This is a genomic window from Rhodanobacter thiooxydans LCS2, assembly GCF_000264375.1.
Lineage (GTDB): Bacteria > Pseudomonadota > Gammaproteobacteria > Xanthomonadales > Rhodanobacteraceae > Rhodanobacter > Rhodanobacter thiooxydans.
In genome coordinates, this window is the sequence record NZ_AJXW01000011.1 from 1 (window position 1) to 16,280 (window position 16,280).

The 16,280-nt window shown below is 68.7% G+C and carries 17 protein-coding genes; 8 read left to right on the plus strand and 9 right to left on the minus strand.

Annotated elements, in window-relative coordinates; genetic code table 11:
• Positions 1-16: 16 nt before the first annotated feature.
• The 3 genes from nth to metG form a co-directional block, all read right to left on the minus strand.
• Positions 17-661: an endonuclease III gene (nth, locus tag UUA_RS03105; RefSeq protein WP_008434190.1), complete on the minus strand. Its 645-nt coding sequence runs from the start codon at positions 659-661 to the stop codon at positions 17-19.
• A gap of 121 nt (positions 662-782) precedes the next feature.
• On the minus strand, positions 783-1,385 hold the full coding sequence (locus UUA_RS03110; protein WP_008434192.1) for an RnfABCDGE type electron transport complex subunit B: 603 nt from the start codon (positions 1,383-1,385) through the stop codon (positions 783-785).
• A gap of 101 nt (positions 1,386-1,486) precedes the next feature.
• Positions 1,487-3,622: a methionine--tRNA ligase gene (gene metG, locus UUA_RS03115; protein ID WP_008434193.1), complete on the minus strand. Its 2,136-nt coding sequence runs from the start codon at positions 3,620-3,622 to the stop codon at positions 1,487-1,489.
• Positions 3,623-3,809: 187 nt separating this feature from the next.
• Here metG and UUA_RS03120 point away from each other — a divergent pair, with 187 nt between their 5' ends.
• Genes UUA_RS03120 through UUA_RS03130 form a run of 3 tightly spaced genes read left to right on the plus strand, consistent with a single transcriptional unit; the run spans position 3,810 to position 6,392 of the window.
• The gene (locus tag UUA_RS03120) at positions 3,810-4,976 is read left to right on the plus strand and encodes an MFS transporter (RefSeq protein ID WP_008434194.1); all 1,167 of its coding nucleotides are present in this window, start codon (positions 3,810-3,812) and stop codon (positions 4,974-4,976) included.
• On the plus strand, positions 4,973-5,602 hold the full coding sequence (locus tag UUA_RS03125) for an HAD family hydrolase (protein WP_008434196.1): 630 nt from the start codon (positions 4,973-4,975) through the stop codon (positions 5,600-5,602). The genes UUA_RS03120 and UUA_RS03125 overlap by 4 nt, the downstream gene beginning before the upstream one ends.
• Positions 5,595-6,392, plus strand: coding sequence for a DeoR/GlpR family DNA-binding transcription regulator (locus UUA_RS03130; protein ID WP_008434198.1), 798 nt, complete (start codon positions 5,595-5,597; stop codon positions 6,390-6,392). The genes UUA_RS03125 and UUA_RS03130 overlap by 8 nt, the downstream gene beginning before the upstream one ends.
• A 70-nt stretch (positions 6,393-6,462) precedes the next feature.
• Here the strand turns inward: UUA_RS03130 and UUA_RS03135 are convergent, their stop codons facing one another.
• The gene (locus UUA_RS03135; protein WP_008434200.1) at positions 6,463-6,927 is read right to left on the minus strand and encodes a DUF2147 domain-containing protein; all 465 of its coding nucleotides are present in this window, start codon (positions 6,925-6,927) and stop codon (positions 6,463-6,465) included.
• A 159-nt stretch (positions 6,928-7,086) separates the two neighbouring features.
• Here UUA_RS03135 and apbC point away from each other — a divergent pair, with 159 nt between their 5' ends.
• From apbC to UUA_RS03150, 3 genes are all read left to right on the plus strand, one after another.
• Complete coding sequence (apbC, locus tag UUA_RS03140) at positions 7,087-8,181, plus strand: iron-sulfur cluster carrier protein ApbC (RefSeq protein ID WP_008434202.1); 1,095 nt, start codon at positions 7,087-7,089, stop codon at positions 8,179-8,181.
• 135 nt (positions 8,182-8,316) lie between these two features.
• Positions 8,317-8,883 (plus strand): dCTP deaminase, encoded by a 567-nt coding sequence (gene dcd, locus UUA_RS03145; protein WP_008434203.1) that lies wholly within the window; start codon positions 8,317-8,319, stop codon positions 8,881-8,883.
• Between the two features lie 95 nt (positions 8,884-8,978).
• Positions 8,979-9,473, plus strand: a complete 495-nt coding sequence (locus UUA_RS03150) for a hypothetical protein (protein ID WP_039953470.1) — start codon at positions 8,979-8,981, stop codon at positions 9,471-9,473.
• Positions 9,474-9,542: 69 nt separating this feature from the next.
• On the opposite strand, the gene UUA_RS03155 is transcribed toward UUA_RS03150, so the two are convergent.
• Both UUA_RS03155 and UUA_RS03160 read right to left on the minus strand, forming a co-directional pair.
• Positions 9,543-9,959 (minus strand): HIT domain-containing protein, encoded by a 417-nt coding sequence (locus UUA_RS03155; protein ID WP_008434207.1) that lies wholly within the window; start codon positions 9,957-9,959, stop codon positions 9,543-9,545.
• Complete coding sequence (locus UUA_RS03160) at positions 9,956-10,624, minus strand: dienelactone hydrolase family protein (RefSeq protein ID WP_008434210.1); 669 nt, start codon at positions 10,622-10,624, stop codon at positions 9,956-9,958. The genes UUA_RS03155 and UUA_RS03160 overlap by 4 nt, the downstream gene beginning before the upstream one ends.
• A gap of 103 nt (positions 10,625-10,727) precedes the next feature.
• Between UUA_RS03160 and rimO the strand changes: the two genes are divergently transcribed.
• Entirely contained in the window at positions 10,728-12,065 is a 1,338-nt protein-coding gene (gene rimO / locus UUA_RS03165; RefSeq protein WP_008434211.1) for a 30S ribosomal protein S12 methylthiotransferase RimO, read from the plus strand.
• A gap of 6 nt (positions 12,066-12,071) precedes the next feature.
• Positions 12,072-12,866, plus strand: coding sequence for a DUF3025 domain-containing protein (locus UUA_RS03170; RefSeq protein WP_008434212.1), 795 nt, complete (start codon positions 12,072-12,074; stop codon positions 12,864-12,866).
• Between the two features lie 48 nt (positions 12,867-12,914).
• Here UUA_RS03170 and greB read toward each other — a convergent pair whose 3' ends face one another.
• Genes greB through UUA_RS03185 form a run of 3 tightly spaced genes read right to left on the minus strand, consistent with a single transcriptional unit; the run spans position 12,915 to position 16,169 of the window.
• Positions 12,915-13,421, minus strand: coding sequence for a transcription elongation factor GreB (greB, locus tag UUA_RS03175; protein ID WP_008434214.1), 507 nt, complete (start codon positions 13,419-13,421; stop codon positions 12,915-12,917).
• The gene (locus tag UUA_RS03180) at positions 13,418-14,665 is read right to left on the minus strand and encodes a hypothetical protein (RefSeq protein WP_008434215.1); all 1,248 of its coding nucleotides are present in this window, start codon (positions 14,663-14,665) and stop codon (positions 13,418-13,420) included. Before UUA_RS03180 ends, greB begins: the two co-directional genes overlap by 4 nt.
• Positions 14,666-14,675: 10 nt before the next feature.
• The gene (locus tag UUA_RS03185; RefSeq protein ID WP_008434216.1) at positions 14,676-16,169 is read right to left on the minus strand and encodes a helicase HerA-like domain-containing protein; all 1,494 of its coding nucleotides are present in this window, start codon (positions 16,167-16,169) and stop codon (positions 14,676-14,678) included.
• Positions 16,170-16,280 lie beyond the last annotated feature (111 nt).

Below are 16,280 nucleotides of genomic sequence, written 5' to 3' on the forward strand. Positions count from 1 at the left end.
CTGCGCTCACCCCAACCTACGTATGGTCGGCTGTGGTCTTGTGCTTGTACCGGCACAGGTCGCGGATTGCGCAGTGCGGGCAGTCCGGCTTGCGTGCCTTGCACACGTAGCGGCCGTGCAGGATCAGCCAGTGGTGGGCGTCGTGCTTGAACTCGGCCGGCACCACCTTCTCCAGCTTGTCCTCCACCGCGCGCACGTCCTTGCCCGGCGCGAGGCCAGTGCGGTTGGCGACGCGGAAGATGTGCGTGTCCACCGCGATGGTCGGCTCGCCGAAGGCGGTGTTGAGCATCACGTTGGCAGTCTTGCGACCAACTCCGGGCAGCGCTTCCAGCGCCTCGCGCGTGCGCGGCACCTCGCCGCCGTGCTGCTCGATCAGCAGCCGGCACAGCGCGATCACGTTCTTCGCCTTGGCGTTGAACAGGCCGATCGTGCTGATGTACTTCTTCAGCCCTTCCTCGCCCAGCGCGAGGATCGCCTGCGGTGTGTTCGCCACCGGGTAGAGCTTGCGGGTAGCCTTGTTCACGCCCACGTCGGTGGCCTGCGCGGACAGCACCACGGCCACCAGCAGCTCGAACGGGGTGGAGTAGGCGAGTTCGGTGGTGGGATGCGGGTTCAGCTCGCGCAGGCGGGTGAACAGCTCGACCACGTCGGCGCGTTTCATGGGCATGGTGAGACACCCGGCATGCCAGCGAAAGCTGGCATCCAGCGCCTTGCCGCTGCCCGCAGCCGGAAGTCACTGGATTCCAGCTTGCGCTGGAACGACGATGTGCGGCGCTGCGTTTTCATGGCGACTTGTCCTGCTTCGCGCGGGCGCGGGCCAGCGCGGCCAGCACCGGGTTGCTGGATGCGGCGGCATCCACTGCTGTCTTGCGCATGGCCAGTTCTGCCTCGCGCTCGGCCGCTTCGCGCGCCAGTCGCGCCTCGCGGCGCTGGAAATGTCCGCGCGCCGCGTCGGCGTGCGCCTGGTCGATCTGTTCCATCGGCATCGGCTCCAGCACGATGCAGTCGACCGGACAGGCCGGCACGCACAGTTCGCAGCCGGTGCAGTCGTCGGCGAGCACGGTGTGCATCAGCTTCGACGCGCCCACGATCGCGTCGACCGGGCAGGCCTGGATGCACTTGGTGCAGCCGATGCAGTCGGCTTCGACGATGCGCGCCAGCATGCGCGGCTTCTCCACGCCGCAGGCGGGGTCCAGCGGCAGCAAGGGTCGATCCAGCAGCGCCGCCAGCTTCGCGATGCCGGTCGTACCGCCGGGCGGGCAGCGGTTGATCGGCGCCTCGCCACGCGCGATCGCCTCCGCATACGGCCGGCAGCCGTGGTAGCCGCACTGCTCGCATTGCGTCTGCGGCAGCAGGGCATCGATGCGGTCGGCGAGGTCGGTCATGGGAGCAGGAAGTAGGGAATGGGAAATAGGGAAGAGCAAAGAGCGCGGTGCGGCAGGCTGGCGGCTTTTCTATTCCCTATTATCTATTTCCTTCTCCCTGCCTAACGCACGCTGGCGCCAGGCTGCGCGCCCGGGTCGGCGTCGAGCAGGAACAGGTCGCTGCCGCCGTCGCCGGCGCTGAGGATCATGCCCTCGGAGAGGCCGAAGCGCATCTTGCGCGGGGCGAGGTTGGCGATGAACACCACGTTGCGGCCGACCAGCTTTTCCGGCTCGGCGTAGGCAGCGCGGATGCCGGAGAAGATCTGCCGGGTGCCCAGTGCGCCGGCATCGAGTTCGAAGCGCAGCAGCTTGTCCGAGCCGTCCACGAACCCGCAGGCGATGACCTTGCCGATGCGCAGGTCCAGCCTGGCGAAGTCGTCGATGCCGATGGTGTCGGGAGTCGGGACTCGGGATGACCCGACATTCGTCGCTTGAGAGCCGGGATTCGGCGCAGCGGGTGCGGTCGGCGTGGCGGTGTCGTTCATGGCTTTTTTCTTTTTCGGGGCGGCGGGGGCGGCGGCCGGTGCGCCCAGCGAATCCTTCGATGCTTCGATCATCGCCTCGATGCGCTTGGGATCGATGCGGCCGAGCAGCGGCTCGAACGTGTTGATGGCGTGGTTGCGCAGGCCGGCGCGGGCGTCGTCGAAGTCGGCGATCGGCGCGGCCAGGAATCGTTCGGCGGCGGCCGCGGTGATCGGCAGGATCGGCTTGAGCATGCCGGTCAGCAGGCGGAACGCGGTCAGCGCGAACGAGCACACCTGGTGCAGCTCGTCGCGCCGGCTCTCGTCCTTGGCCATCGCCCATGGCGCCTTGGCGGCGATGTGACCGTTGACCAGGTCGGCCATCAGCACGAAGCGGCGGGTGACCTCGGCGAACTCGCCGCTGTCGTACAGCGCGGCGATGCCGTCGTAGTGTTCCAGCAGGGTGTTCCACAGCGCGGTTTCCTCCGCGCTGAACTGGGGCGCCAGGCGGCCGCCGAAATACTTGTGCACGAAGCCGGCGGTGCGGCTGGCGATGTTCACCCACTTGCCGACCAAGTGCGAATTGACGCGCTCCTCGAACGCCTTGAGGTCGAGGTCCACGTCGACCGGTGCGTCGCTAAGCATGCTGGCGAAGTAATAGCGCAGGAACCCCGGGTGCAGGCCGGCGTCCAGGTAGGTGCGCGCCTGGATGAAGGTGCCGCGCGACTTGGACATCTTCGCGCCGTTCACCGTGAGGTAGCCGTTGACGTGCAGCGCGGTGGGCACGCGCATCTGCGCGCCATGCAGCATCGCCGGCCAGAACAGGCCGTGGAAATTGATGATGTCCTTGCCGATGAAGTGGTGCATCTCGGCGCTGCTGCCGGGGGCGAGGAAGTCGTCGAACTTCAGGCGGGTGCGGTCGCACAGCGCCTTGAAGCTGGCCAGGTAGCCGACCGGCGCGTCCAGCCACACGTAGAAGAACTTGCCCGGCGCGTCGGGGATCGGGAAGCCGAAATAGGGAGCGTCGCGCGAGATGTCCCAGTCCCGCAGGCCGCCGTCCAGCCATTCGCGCAGCTTCGCCGCGACGCCGCTGTTGGCCACCGGCTTGCCGTGGGTGAGCTTGCCGGCGAACCAGTCGCGCAGCAGCCCCTCGAACTTGCCCAGTTCGAAGAAGTAGTGCTCCGAGTCGCGCAGCACCGGCGTGGCGCCGGACATCACCGAGTACGGGTTGAGCAGGTCGGTCGGCGCATAGGTGGCGCCGCAATGCTCGCAGTTGTCGCCGTACTGATCCGGCGTGCCGCAGTTCGGGCACACGCCCTTGATGTAGCGGTCCGGCAGGAACATCTGCTTTTCCGGATCGAACAGCTGCTGGATCTTGCGCCTGGCGATATAGCCGCCGTCGCGCAGGCGCGTGTAGATCAGCGTCGCCAGCTCGCGGTTCTCTTCCGAATGGGTGGTGTGGTACTGGTCGAAGTCCACGCCGAACGCGGCGAAGTCCGCCTCGTGGCCCTCGCGGATGCCGGCGATGAAGGCCTCGGGCGTCATGCCGGCCTTCTCCGCGGCCAGCATGATCGGCGTGCCGTGCGCATCGTCGGCGCACACGTAGACCACCTTGTTGCCGCTCATCCGTTGCGCGCGTACCCAGATGTCGGCCTGGATGTAGCCCAGCAGATGGCCCATGTGCAGCGGGCCGTTGGCGTAGGGAAGGGCGTTGGTGACGAGCAGGCGGCGACTCATGGCGGCGTTCGGTCGAAATGACTGCGGATTATGCCACGCCGCCGCCGCGGCATGGCCGGCACGCTCGGCAGGGCAAGGTTTCGGCGATCCGGGCCGACCGTCCGGACGGACGGAATGGACGTGCGTGGATTGCGCATTCATGCGTGTTTGTGTACGTTTTTGCGTATTGAATCGCAGGACCACGATCGTGCAGTACGGCGACAGTTCCCCGGCGGGTGGTGCGCGCAGCGGATTGGCCAGGGCCATCCTTGCGACCCGCCTGATCTTCCTGGTCTCCGGCATCGGCATGGCTGCGTGGGCGCCAATGGTGCCGTACGCGAAGGCGCGGCTGGGCCTGGACGAGGCCCAGCTCGGCCTGTTGTTACTTGCTTTCGGCGGCGGTTCGATGGCCTCGATGCCGCTGGTCGGCTGGCTCACCCACCGCTTCGGCAGCCGCCGGGTGATCGGCGTCGGCGGCCTGCTGCTGTGCCTGGCGCTGCCGCTGCTGGCGACAGCACCAGGCGTGGCCAGCCTGGCGTTCGGACTGGCGTACTTCGGTGCCGCGCTGGGCGCGGTGGACGTGGCGATGAACGCGCATGCGGTGGAAGTGGAGCGCCGCGACGGCCGTCCACTGATGTCGGGTTTCCATGGCCTGTTCAGCATCGGCGGCCTGGGCGGGGCGGCCGGCATGAGCCTGCTGCTCGCACTGGGCCTGCCGCTCGCCACGGCGGCCGTCGCCATCTCCCTGCTGCTGGCCATTGTGGTGGCGAGTCAATGGCCCCGTCTGCTCGACGGGACAGGTGAAACCGCCGGGCGCGCGGCGGCACTCGGCATGCCGCGCGGCGTCGTGCTGCTGCTGGGCCTGCTGTGCTTCGTCAGCTTCCTCGCCGAGGGCGCAATGCTGGACTGGAGCGCGGTGTTCCTGCGCGAGTTCCGCGGTTTCCCGGCGGCGTCGGCGGGCATCGGCTACGCCGCCTTCTCGGTGGCGATGGCGCTGGGCCGGCTCAGCGGCGATCGCGTCGTAGCGCGTTACGGCCCGGTATGGACGGTGCGCATCGGCGCCTGCATCGCGGCGGCGGGTTTCCTGCTGGCGTCGACGCTGGCTTGGCCGGGTGCGGCGCTGCTCGGCTTCGTGCTGGTGGGGCTGGGCGCAGCCAACATCGTGCCGGTGATGTTCGGTGCGGCCGGGCGCCTGCCCGGCACCTCGCCGGGCGTGGCCATCGCCACGGTGACCACGCTGGGTTATGCCGGCCTGCTCAGCGGCCCGGCGCTGATCGGTTTCCTCGCCCAGGCCAGCTCGCTGGCGGTGGCGCTGGCGGCGGTGGCCGGCCTGCTGCTGCTGACCGCTGCCTCGGCAAGGTTGGTGCGACCATGAGTGCGCCGCGCTTCGACACCGTAGTGTTCGACTTCGGCGGCGTGCTGCTGGACTGGAACCCGCGCCATCTGTATCGCCGGTTGTTCGATGACGAGGCGGCGATGGAGCGCTTCCTGGCCGAGGTCTGCACCGCACACTGGAACGAGCAGCAGGATGCGGGACGCCCCTGGCATGAGGCGATCGCCTCGCTCGGCACGCAGTATCCGCAACATGCCGCGCTGATCGCCGCCTACCGCGAGCGCTGGGACGAGATGCTGCGCGGGCCGATCGAAGGCACCGTGGCGATCCTCGGCGAATTGCGCACACGCGGCGTGCCGCTGTACGCGCTGACCAACTGGTCGCAGGAAACCTTTCCGCTGGCGCGGCAACGCTACGCCTTCATGGACGCCTTCCGCGGCATTGTGGTGTCGGGCGAGGAGCGCTTGATCAAGCCCGATCCGGCGATTTTCCGCGTGCTGCTGTCGCGCCATGGCCTGGATGCCGCGCGCACGGTGTTCATCGACGACGCGCCGCGCAATGTCGAAGCCGCCGCGGCGCTGGGCATGCACGCGCTGCACTTCCGCGATCCCGCTACCTTGCGCGCGGAACTGTGCCGCGCGGGCCTGCTGGAGGCGGCACATGGCTAGGCTGACGCGGCCCGGCGAGCTGCTGCCGCAGGAGCGCCAGCGCGAGATCCTGCAGCGGCTGCGCAGCCGCGGACGGGTGGTGGCGGCGGAGCTGGCGGCGGAGTTGGTGGCGTCGGAGGATTCGATCCGCCGCGACCTGCGCGAGCTGGCCGCGCAGGGTCTGTGCAAGCGCGTCTACGGTGGCGCGCTGCCGCTCTCGGCCGCCGTCGCGCCATTGAAGCAGCGGCGCGGCGAGCAGGTCGGCCGCAAGCTGGCGCTGGCGCGCAAGGCGGTGAGCCTGGTGCGTCCGGGACAGGTACTGCTGATCGACGCCGGCTCCACCAACGCCGCGATCGCCGCGACCCTGCCCGAGCGGATGGGCCTCACCGTGGTCACCAACGCGCCGGACATCGCGCTGGCGCTGATCGAGCGCGAAGGTTTCGAGATCCTGCTGCTGGGCGGCCGCATCGACCCGCGGATCGGCGGTGCGGTGGGTGCGCAGCCCCTGCAGGAGCTGCAGCGCGTGCGCGCCGACCTGTGTTTCCCCGGTGCCTGCGCCATCGACGCGGGCACTGGCCTGTGGGGTTTCGACAGCGAGGAGTCGCTGCTGAAGCGGGCGATGGTCGAGGCCAGCGGCGAGACCGTGGTGGTAGCCACCAGCGACAAGCTGGGTACGGTGGCCACGCACCGCATCGCACCCATCGAGGAGGTGCAGCACCTGGTGCTCGAGCATGCCGTCGGGCGCCAGGCACGCGCCGCGTTCAGCGCGCGCGGCGTCAGCGTGCACCGCGCCGAGCCGGCGGCTGACTGAGCGGCCACACGTGAAAACGCCCCGCACCGGCGGGCGGTGCGGGGCGTCGGGTCAGGCGTGAAGGTGGGGGTCAGTCCTGGCGTTCCCAGATCTGCGAGCGGCCGAGCAAGGCGAAGCCGATGTAGCCGTGCACGTCGAGCTTGCTGCCGCCGTCCACCAGTTTGAGCTTCACCTTGTAGACCTTGCCATTCTTCGGGTCGAGGATCTTGCCGCCACTCCATTCGTCGCCATCCTGGCTGACGCCCCACATGAAGGTCATGCCCACGATCGGCTGGTTCTTGCGCTCGCCGTCGCACTTGGTGCAGACCGGATGCTCGCCGTCGCGCGCCACGTCCTCGGGCGTACGGTTCAGCAACTGCATGATCTTCGCCTGGTACTCGCCGTTGTGCTCGGTGATCTCGACGATTGACTTCGGCTGGTGGGTGCTGTCGTCGATGGTCTTCCAGGTGCCGACCGGGGTGTCGTTGGCGGCCAGCGCTGCGCCGGCGGCCAGCAGCAGGCCGGCGGCGAAGGTGAGACGAACTGCTTGCTTCATGGGTGCTCCTCCCGTACGAAAGCGTATGGGGTGAGGCTGGCGGGCTGGCGCGGCGCCGTCAAGCTGCATTGCGCCAAGCCCGTCGCTGACCTGGATCAGCGGGGCCGCAGCGGCGGGCTGGCATAATGTCAGCCCCGCAAACGCTCCCGATACCGAACCATGACCCAGGCCAACGAAGCCCTGGTCCGCCAGATCCTTGGCGGCCTCATCGACACCCATACCGGCGCGCCGCTGGCCGAGGCGCTGCGTGCGGTCGGCGTGGACGGAACGAAGGTGTCGGTGGACCTGCAACTGGGCTACCCGGCCGCCGGCGCTGTCGACGCCATCGCCGCGCGCGTGCGCCAGGCGCTGCAGGATCATCCGGCGATCGACTCCGCGGTCGTCTCGATCACCAGCCGCATCCACGTGCACAAGGTGCAGGGCACGCTGGGGCCGCTGCCGAACGTGAAGAACATCATCGTGGTAGCTTCCGGCAAGGGCGGCGTGGGCAAGTCCACGGTGTCGGCGAACCTGGCGCTGGCGCTGCAGGCCGAGGGCGCGAAGGTCGGCGTGATGGACGCGGACATCTATGGTCCGAGCCAGCCAACCATGCTCGGCGTGCACGGCAAGCCGGCCTCGCCGGATGGCAAGAGCATCATCCCGATGCAGGCGCACGGCATGCCGGTGATGTCGATCGGCTTCCTGGTGGAGGAGGACACGCCGATGATCTGGCGCGGTCCGATGGTCACCCAGGCGATGATGCAATTGCTCAACGACACGCGCTGGGAACAGCTCGACTACCTGATCGTCGACCTGCCGCCGGGTACCGGCGACATCCAGCTCACGCTGTCGCAGAAGGTACCGGTGGCTGGCGCGGTGATCGTCACCACGCCGCAGGACATCGCCCTGCTGGATGCGCGCAAGGCGCTGAAGATGTTCGAGAAGGTCGAGGTGCCGGTGCTGGGCGTGGTGGAGAACATGGCCACCCACGTCTGCTCGAACTGCGGCCACGAGGAGAACATCTTCGGCGAGGGCGGCGGCGAGCGCATGGCCACGCAGTACGGCGCGGCCTATCTCGGCTCGTTGCCGCTGGACATCCGCATCCGCGAGCAGACCGACGGCGGCAACCCCACGGTGGCGGCGATCCCCGACTCCGACCTCGCCAAGCGTTATCGCGAGATCGCCCGCAACGTGGCCGGCCGGCTGTCGCGGCAGCCGCGCAACAAGTCGCTGGGGCTGGGCAAGATCGTGGTGCAGGGCGTGCCGGCCGCATGACGGCGCTGGGCATCCCGGCCGGGATCCCGCGGCTGGCATGAGGCCCCGCGGCTGGCGCGGCGGCGCCCGAACCATGTATTTTTGCCGCTTTGCGCCCGGCCCGACCGGGCGCCGCCGCTACCGACCGGAGACCGCGTGAGCATCAAACCCGACAAGTGGATCCGCCGCATGGCCGAAAGCCACGGCATGATCGAGCCATTCGAACCCGGCCAGATCAAGCTGCGCGACGACATCAAGCTGATTTCCTACGGAACCTCCAGCTACGGCTACGACGTGCGCTGCGCGCGCGAGTTCAAGATCTTCACCAACATCAACTCCACCATCGTCGACCCCAAGTCGTTCGACCCGACCAGCTTCGTCGACGTCGAGGCGGACGTGTGCATCATCCCGCCCAACTCGTTCGCGCTGGCGCGCACGGTGGAGTACTTCCGCATCCCGCGCAAGGTGCTCACCATCTGCCTCGGGAAGAGCACCTACGCGCGCTGCGGCATCATCGTCAACGTGACTCCGCTGGAGCCGGAGTGGGAAGGTCATGTGACGCTGGAGTTCTCCAACACCACGCCGCTGCCCGCGAAAATCTACGCCAACGAGGGCGTGGCGCAGATGCTGTTCCTCGAATCCGATGAGGAATGCGAGACCAGCTACAAGGACCGTGGCGGCAAGTACCAGGGCCAGCAGGGCGTGACTCTGCCGCGCACCTGATTGTTCCCCTGAACGGGTGGCGCAGGACGCTGCCCACGATCATGGCCGGGCGCTACACTCGCCTGGCGCACCGACCAGTTTTCCAGGAGACACCGATGATCCGTTTTCCGTCCCTGCTTACCCGTGCAGCCGCAGCAGCCATGCTTGGCAGCCTGCTGGTGCTGGCTGGCTGCCATCGCGGCAGCACCAAGGATGAGATCAGTGCCGCCCAGGCGCGGTCCCAGTTCGACACCGTCGTCAAGGCCTACAAGAGCGGCCAGTTCCTGCTGGACGACGCGGTGCTGTCGGCGCTGGATCTGGGCAGCCATTTCGCCTACCTGAAGGAGCAGGGCAAGCTGCCGAAGACTGTGCTGCTGGAGCGCAGCGACGATTCCAAGGTGCGCAAGCAGCATCTCGAATACATGGCGCGCATGCAGCTCGACTACGGCTTTGCCGTGTACTACGACGACGACGGCACGTTGAAAAAGATCAACCCGGTGGATACCAAGGCGCGCCGGCTGGAGGATTACCGCGCGCCGGTGCAGATGAATGACGAATTGAAGGGCAAGTCCGCTGCCGGCGGCAGCTTCGATCCTTCACAGCAGCATTGACGTCCGGCGGTTTCCCGGCGAAAAGCCCGCGGCCAGTGCCGCGGGCTTTTCATTGGCCGCTTGCGCGGCTCAGGCAGCCAGTGCATGTCTCAGCGCGGCGATCAGCGCGGCGGCGCCTTCGTCGTCACGGGTCACGGGGGCGCCATACCCCCATACCGGTCCCGGCCACGCCGCATCGCCTTCGACCCGCGCAATCAGGTGCACGTGCAACTGCCGCACGATGTTGCCGAGCGCGCCGAGGTTGAGCTTGTCGCAGGGTGCCGCCGCGCGCAGCGCGGCGGCGGCGCGGTTCACCTCCTGCCACAGCACCGCCTGCTCGTCGCCGTGCAGGTCGGCAATCTCCACCAGCCCGGCGCGGCGCGGCACCAGCACCAGCCACGGCCAGCGCGCGTCGTCCATCAGCCGCACGTCGCACAGCGGCAGCGAGGCGACCGTGTGGGTATCTGCCGCCAGCCGCGGATCGAGTACAAAGCCGGTCTCGCTCATGCGCTGGCCAGCTGCCGGTCGAAGAACGCCAGCGTGCGCTCCAGCGCCAGCTTCGCGCTGGGCTCGTGGTAGGGCGTGCTGCCGTCGCGGTTGAAGGCGTGGTCGGCCGGGTAGGTGAAGAGTTCCATCTGCGGCAGCGCCTCGCGGTGCTTTGCCACCATCTCCGGCGTGATGCTGCGGTCCTTCTCGCCGAAGTGGAACATCACCGGCGCCTGCGGCGTCTCGTGCAGGAACGGCAGGTTGCGCGCGCCGTAGTAACTCACCGAGGGCAGGCCCAGGCGCAATGCGGCGAGCAGGGCCACGGTGCCGCCCCAGCAATAGCCGACGGTGCCGATCCTGCCGGCCGAGGCGATCGACTCGGCCGCGCTGGCGACGTCCTCCAGCGCGCGCTCCAGCCCCAGCTCGTTCACCAGCCGCTTGCCCTTGTTCGCGCCGACCTGGTCGTAGTCCAGCTCCACGCCGCTCTCCAGATGGTCGAAGAACGCCGGCGCGATCGCCGTGTAGCCGTGCGCGGCGAAGCGGTCGGCCACACGGCGGATGTGTGCGGTGACGCCGAAGATTTCCTGGATCACCACGATGCCACCCTTCGGCTTGCCGTGCGGCTGGGCGAGGTAGCCGCCGATGCACTGGGTGCGGGTGGTGGGGATGTTGATGTGCTGGCCCATGGCTGGCTCCTTGGCGGGGATCGCGTGAAGTCTAGCCGCGCCGGTGGCCGCGCCGCACTGCCGTATAATTTGCGGTTACTCCGCATGTTCCCGGTGGCCCCGCATGTCCCAGACCGCCCACAAGATCGGCTTCGTCAGTCTCGGCTGCCCCAAGGCGCTGGTCGACTCCGAGCGCATCCTCACCCAGCTCAAGGTCGAGGGCTACCAGATCGTGCCCAGCTACGGCGAGGCCGACGCGGTGGTGGTGAACACTTGCGGCTTCATCGACGCCGCGGTGCAGGAGTCATTGGACTCGATCGGCACCGCGCTCAACGAGAACGGCAAGGTGATCGTCACCGGCTGCCTGGGCAAGCGCGAGGCGTTGATCCGCGAGGCCTATCCCGACGTGCTGTCGATCAGCGGCCCGCAGGACTACGCCAGCGTGATGAGCGCGGTGCACCAGGCGCTGCCGCCGCAGCGCAACAAGTTCATCGACATCGTGCCGGACACCGGGGTGAAGCTCACTCCGAAGCATTACGCGTATCTCAAGATTTCCGAAGGCTGCAATCACCGCTGCAGCTTCTGCATCATCCCGTCGATGCGCGGCAACCTGGTCTCGCGCCCGGTGGACGAAGTGCTGGTGGAGGCCGAGAAGCTGGTCAGGGGCGGCGTGAAGGAACTGCTGGTGATCTCGCAGGACACCAGCGCCTACGGCGTGGACCTGAAATACGCCGAGCGCAGCTGGCGCGGCAAGGCGTACCGCACGCGCATGACCGAGCTGTGCGAAGGCCTGGCCGGGCTGGGCGCGTGGACGCGCCTGCACTACGTCTATCCATACCCGCACGTGGACGAGCTGATGCCGCTGATGGCGGAAGGGAACCTGCTGCCGTACCTCGACATCCCGTTCCAGCACGCCAGCCCGCGCATCCTGAAACTGATGAAGCGCCCCGGCAACATCGACAAGACGCTGGAGCGCATCCGCAACTGGCGCGCCCAGGTCCCTGACCTCACCATCCGCAGCACCTTCATCGTGGGCTTCCCGGGCGAGACCGACGCCGAGTTCGAGGAGCTGCTGGATTTCCTGCGTGAGGCCGAGCTGGACCGCGTGGGCGCGTTCGCCTACTCGCCGGTGGATGGCGCCAAGGCCAACGAGCTGCCCGGCGCTGTCTCCGAGGAGCTGAAGGAGGACCGTCTGGAACAGTTCATGGCCGCGCAGGCGGAAATCTCCGCCGCCAAGCTGCAGCGCAAGGTCGGCCGCACGCTCAAGGTGCTGGTGGACGAGGCGAACGCCGACGGCGCCGTGGCCCGCTCCGCCGCCGACGCACCCGAGATCGACGGCAGCGTGTTGATCGCCGACGGCCAGCACCTCAAACCCGGCCAGTTCGTCGACGTGGTGGTCGAGGGGGCCAGCGAACACGACCTGCACGCGCGCCTGGCGTATCCGCAGCTCAAGGTGGTGTAGGCGTCCATGCGCTACGTCGCGCCGGCCCGCGACGCGGTCGATCCGGCGGTGTTTGGCCAGCCGCCGCTGGCGGCATGGCGCGAGTACGCCGACCTGCTCGAAGGTACGGCGTGGCCGGCGATCGACGCGCTCAACGCCTGCCGCGCCGTCGGCATGCGCGAACACTTCGTGGCGCAAACCCACGAGCTGCTCGCCGATGGCCTGCACTACGAGCAGCGCATCGCCGAACGCGATGAAATAGCCACCCGCGAAAACAACTGGCACGACCTGTTCAACGCGCTGGTCTGGCTGCGTTACCCGAGCCTCAAGCGCGCGCTCAACGCGCGGCAGGTGGCCGGGATCGCCAGCATGGGGCCGAAGCGGCGCTCGCGCGCGCAGTATGCGTTGACCCATTTCGACGAAGCCGGCGTGATCGTCGCCGTGCGCGATCCCGCGCTGCTGGCGTTGTGGGATGCGCATGACTGGCATGGCCTGTTCTGGCGCCGACGGCAGGCATGGCTGGACGGTTCGATCCAGCTGGAGCTGTTCGGTCACGCGCTGCTGGAGCTGGCCCTGAGTCCGGGCCGGCTGCTGGTGGGCAAGGCACTGGTGTTTCGGTCGGGCGGCGACGTCGACCTATCCGTGCGTTGCGCCGCAGCGGTCGGTGCGGAACGCGTGCTGCTCGATCCGCTGGAGCTGCGGCCACTGCCGCTGTCGGGCATTCCGGGCTGGCATCCGGACAACGCCGACGAAGCCTTCCATCACCATGCCGCCTGCTATCAGCCGCGGCGCGCCGGGCGCGCGTACCCGCCGGCTGCCTGAGGAATCCCGGCGTGGCATACGGCCCGCTGCTCCCGCCGCGATGCCGCGTCAGCTTCCGTCGTAGTCGACCGCGAGCACGGCAAACGCGGTCAGCCCGCCCGGCAGCTCGGCGCTGAACTCGTCGTCGACGCGCTTCTTCAGCACCGCCCGCGCCAGCGGCGAGTCGATGCTGATCCAGCCGCGTTTCGCATCGGTCTCGTCCGGGCCGACGATGCGGTAGCGGTGAACCTCGCCCGTGGCGACGTTCTCCAGCTCGATGCAGGCGCCGAAGAACACCGCCTGGCGGTCGCCCGGTACGCCTTCGGCCACCTTGAGCGAAGGGATGCGCTTGCTGAGGTAGCGCACGCGGCGGTCGATCTCGCCGAGCTGCTTCTTGCGGTAGGTGTATTCGGCGTTTTCCGAGCGGTCGCCTTCGGCGGCGGCCGCGGCCAGCGCCTTCACCACCTCCGGGCGCAGCACGTGCCACAGCTGGTCGAGCTCGGCCTTCAGCCGCTCGAAACCCTCGCGGGTGACGATCGCGGTGGAGCCGGGCGAGGGCGGACGCCAGCGGCTCATGCCGGGGCCAGCTGGCGCCGTTGCGCGTCGATCTCGCTGCGCAATGGGTGGTCCGGCCACGCGGCGGCGAGCCGGTCCAGCAGCGCCGCGGCCTCGGCGTACTGGTCGGCGTGGGCGGCGAGCTGGCGGGCGGCCAGCAGGCCGTAGTACGGCGTGTGCGCGTCGCGCGGCCAGCGTGCGAGATAGCCGTGGCACAGCTGGATGGCGAGCCGGTTCATGCCCAGCCGGGCGGCGAGGTCGGCCAGCTCGCCGCAGGTGCGCGGATCATCCGGCACGAAGGTGGCGTCGATGCCGCCGCACTCCTGCAGCACGCCGAGCGCGCGGCGCGATTCCTTCTGGGCGATCAGCGCAGCGATCCAGATCTGGCCGTGCACCAGCAGATCGTCGCGCAGGCCCTGCCGCTGCAGCAGCTCGCGATAAAGCTGGTGCACCGCGGCCGGTGCGGTGCGGTCCCGCAGGCGGGCGGCCAGTTGCCGCAGGGCCGCCAGCGGGTCGTCGACGGCGAGCTGGCGCGCTTCCTCGACCAGGCGGCTGTCGGCATCCTGGCCGGAGGCGGCGGCGAGTTTCTCGGCTTCCGGTTCGATGCCGAAGCGCTCGTGGCGCTGGTGGATCATCGCGCCCATCAGGTGGAAGGCCAGCACGATCAGGTAGGTGTAGGCGAAGGCGAACAGCGGCAGCGCCAGCAGCCGCGGCAGCAGCGCGGTGGTGACCGAGGCCAGTACGATCAGCAGACCGAGCAGCAGGTTGATCGCCACGGGAATCAGGTAGGCGGCGCCGAAACCGCCGATCACGCGTACCCAGTTCAACGGGTTGACCGCCAGCGCCAGGTTGCCGTCGAACGCCAGCGACATGTCGATCGCTGGCAGCACCAGGGCGGACAGGATCAGCACCGGCCACAGCAGGTGCGGGAAGAACACGATGGCGACCACGCACAGCGCGACCACCAGCAGGTGGATCGCGGTCAGGCCCCAGCCGCTCGCGCTGTTGCCGTCGCTGCCGACGTCGGGCGGGTCGGCATAGCCGTTGGCAGTGTGCAACAGGCAGTCGGCGGCGTAGCGCCAGGTGGCGGCCCACACCAGCGCGCTGGCCAGCGCACCGGTCCACGACGGCAGCAAGCCGACGTAGTGGATCAGCGCCAGCACCACGCAGGTGGGCAGCGCGGCGCCACGCAGCGGATAGCCGAAAGCGGCCGCGAGGCGCTCGCCGAACGGTGTGTCGGCAGCGACGACTTCGACGCGTGGCATCGGCGGCGCCTCAGCGCTTGCCGCCGAAGATGCCGCCCAGCACGCCGCGCAGGATCTGCCGGCCGAGCTGGTTGCCCATCGTGCGCGCCACCTGCTTGCCCATCGTCTCGACCATGCCCTGGCGGCGCTTGGTGCCGAACAGCACGTCGTGCACCGCACCGCCCCAGCCTGCTTCCTCGGCCTTGCCCGGCGTACCGGTCGGCGCGGCGTCGGCACTCGCCTTGTCGTCGGCGCGTTTGGCCAGCATCTCGGCCGCCGACTCGCGGTTGAGCGGGTTGTCGTACTTGCCGCCCACCGGCGAGCGCTGGCGCACGGTGGCGCGCTCGGCCTCGGTGATCGCGCCGATGCGGCCGCAGGGCGCCGTCACCAACACCTGCTCCACCGGCGAGGGCACGCCGCCGTTGCCGAGGGTGGAGGCCAGCGCCTCGCCGACGGCGAGCTTGGTGATCGCCGCGCTGACGTCGAGCTTCGGGTTGGCGACGAAGGTTTCCGCCGCCGCCCTGACCGCCTTCTGGTCGCGCGGGGTGAACGCGCGCAGCGCATGCTGGATGCGGTTGCCGAGTTGGCCGAGAATCACGCCGGGCACGTCGTCGGGATTCTGCGAGCAGAAGTACACGCCGACGCCCTTGGAGCGGATCAGCCGCACCACCTGCTCCACGCGCTGCAGTAGCGCCGGCGAGGCGTCGTCGAACAGCAGGTGCGCCTCGTCGAAGAAGAACACCATCTTCGGCTGGTCGAGGTCGCCCACTTCGGGCAGTTGCTCGAACAGTTCGGACAGCAGCCACAGCAGGAAGGTGGAGTACAGCCGCGGCTTCAGGATCAGCTGGTCGGCGGCCAGCACGTTGATGATGCCGCGTCCGCTCATGTCCTGGCGCATCAGGTCGGCCAGCTCCAGCGCCGGCTCGCCGAAGAACTGGTCGGCGCCGTCGTTCTCCAGTTTCAGCAGTGCGCGCTGGATCGCCGCGATGCTGGTGGTGCTGATCAGCCCGTACTTCGCCGAGAGCGCCTTGGCGTTCTCCGCAGCGTAGCCGAGCAGGGCGCGCAGGTCGGCCAGGTCGAGCAGCAGCCAGCCCTGGTCGTCGGCGGCCTTGAACACCACCTCCAGCACGCCTTCCTGGGTGTCGTTCAGTTCCAGCACGCGGCCGAGCAGGGCGGGGCCCATCTCGCTGACGGTGGCGCGCACCGGATGGCCGAGCTTGCCGTAGATGTCCCAGAAGATCACCGGGTTGGCCTGCGGTTTCCACTCGGTAAGCTTGAGCTTGTCCAGCCGCGCCTTGAGCTTGTCGCCGGGCTCGCCGGCGGCCATCGCCAGACCGGCCAGGTCGCCCTTGGCGTCGGCCAGGAAGCACGGCACGCCCAGCCGCGAGAAGCCTTCGGCCAGCACCATCAACGAAACGGATTTGCCGGTGCCGGTGGCGCCGGCGATCATGCCGTGGCGGTTGCCGTAGTGCGGGTCGAGATTGACGCTGGTGCTGTCGTTGCGGCCGATCAGGATCTCAGTCATGGCGTTCCTTCCCCGGATGATCGAATGATTGTAGCCAAGACGGCGAGCCCGTCGTGGCGTGATGCAGCGCGTTGAGTCGGAACTGCGCGCCCGCTATGGTTGGCGTTTTCA

Coding starts and splice junctions, on each gene's coding strand:
- UUA_RS03130 (WP_008434198.1), top strand. CDS start 5,595: ATGGCTAGGCTGACGCGGCCCGGCGAGCTGCTGCCGCAGGAGCGCCAG.
- nth (WP_008434190.1), bottom strand. CDS start 661: ATGAAACGCGCCGACGTGGTCGAGCTGTTCACCCGCCTGCGCGAGCTG.
- metG (WP_008434193.1), bottom strand. CDS start 3,622: ATGAGTCGCCGCCTGCTCGTCACCAACGCCCTTCCCTACGCCAACGGC.
- rimO (WP_008434211.1), top strand. CDS start 10,728: ATGTCCCAGACCGCCCACAAGATCGGCTTCGTCAGTCTCGGCTGCCCC.
- UUA_RS03180 (WP_008434215.1), bottom strand. CDS start 14,665: ATGCCACGCGTCGAAGTCGTCGCTGCCGACACACCGTTCGGCGAGCGC.
- UUA_RS03150 (WP_039953470.1), top strand. CDS start 8,979: ATGATCCGTTTTCCGTCCCTGCTTACCCGTGCAGCCGCAGCAGCCATG.
- greB (WP_008434214.1), bottom strand. CDS start 13,421: ATGAGCCGCTGGCGTCCGCCCTCGCCCGGCTCCACCGCGATCGTCACC.
- UUA_RS03155 (WP_008434207.1), bottom strand. CDS start 9,959: ATGAGCGAGACCGGCTTTGTACTCGATCCGCGGCTGGCGGCAGATACC.
- apbC (WP_008434202.1), top strand. CDS start 7,087: ATGACCCAGGCCAACGAAGCCCTGGTCCGCCAGATCCTTGGCGGCCTC.
- UUA_RS03160 (WP_008434210.1), bottom strand. CDS start 10,624: ATGGGCCAGCACATCAACATCCCCACCACCCGCACCCAGTGCATCGGC.
- UUA_RS03135 (WP_008434200.1), bottom strand. CDS start 6,927: ATGAAGCAAGCAGTTCGTCTCACCTTCGCCGCCGGCCTGCTGCTGGCC.
- UUA_RS03170 (WP_008434212.1), top strand. CDS start 12,072: ATGCGCTACGTCGCGCCGGCCCGCGACGCGGTCGATCCGGCGGTGTTT.
- UUA_RS03185 (WP_008434216.1), bottom strand. CDS start 16,169: ATGACTGAGATCCTGATCGGCCGCAACGACAGCACCAGCGTCAATCTC.
- UUA_RS03125 (WP_008434196.1), top strand. CDS start 4,973: ATGAGTGCGCCGCGCTTCGACACCGTAGTGTTCGACTTCGGCGGCGTG.
- UUA_RS03110 (WP_008434192.1), bottom strand. CDS start 1,385: ATGACCGACCTCGCCGACCGCATCGATGCCCTGCTGCCGCAGACGCAA.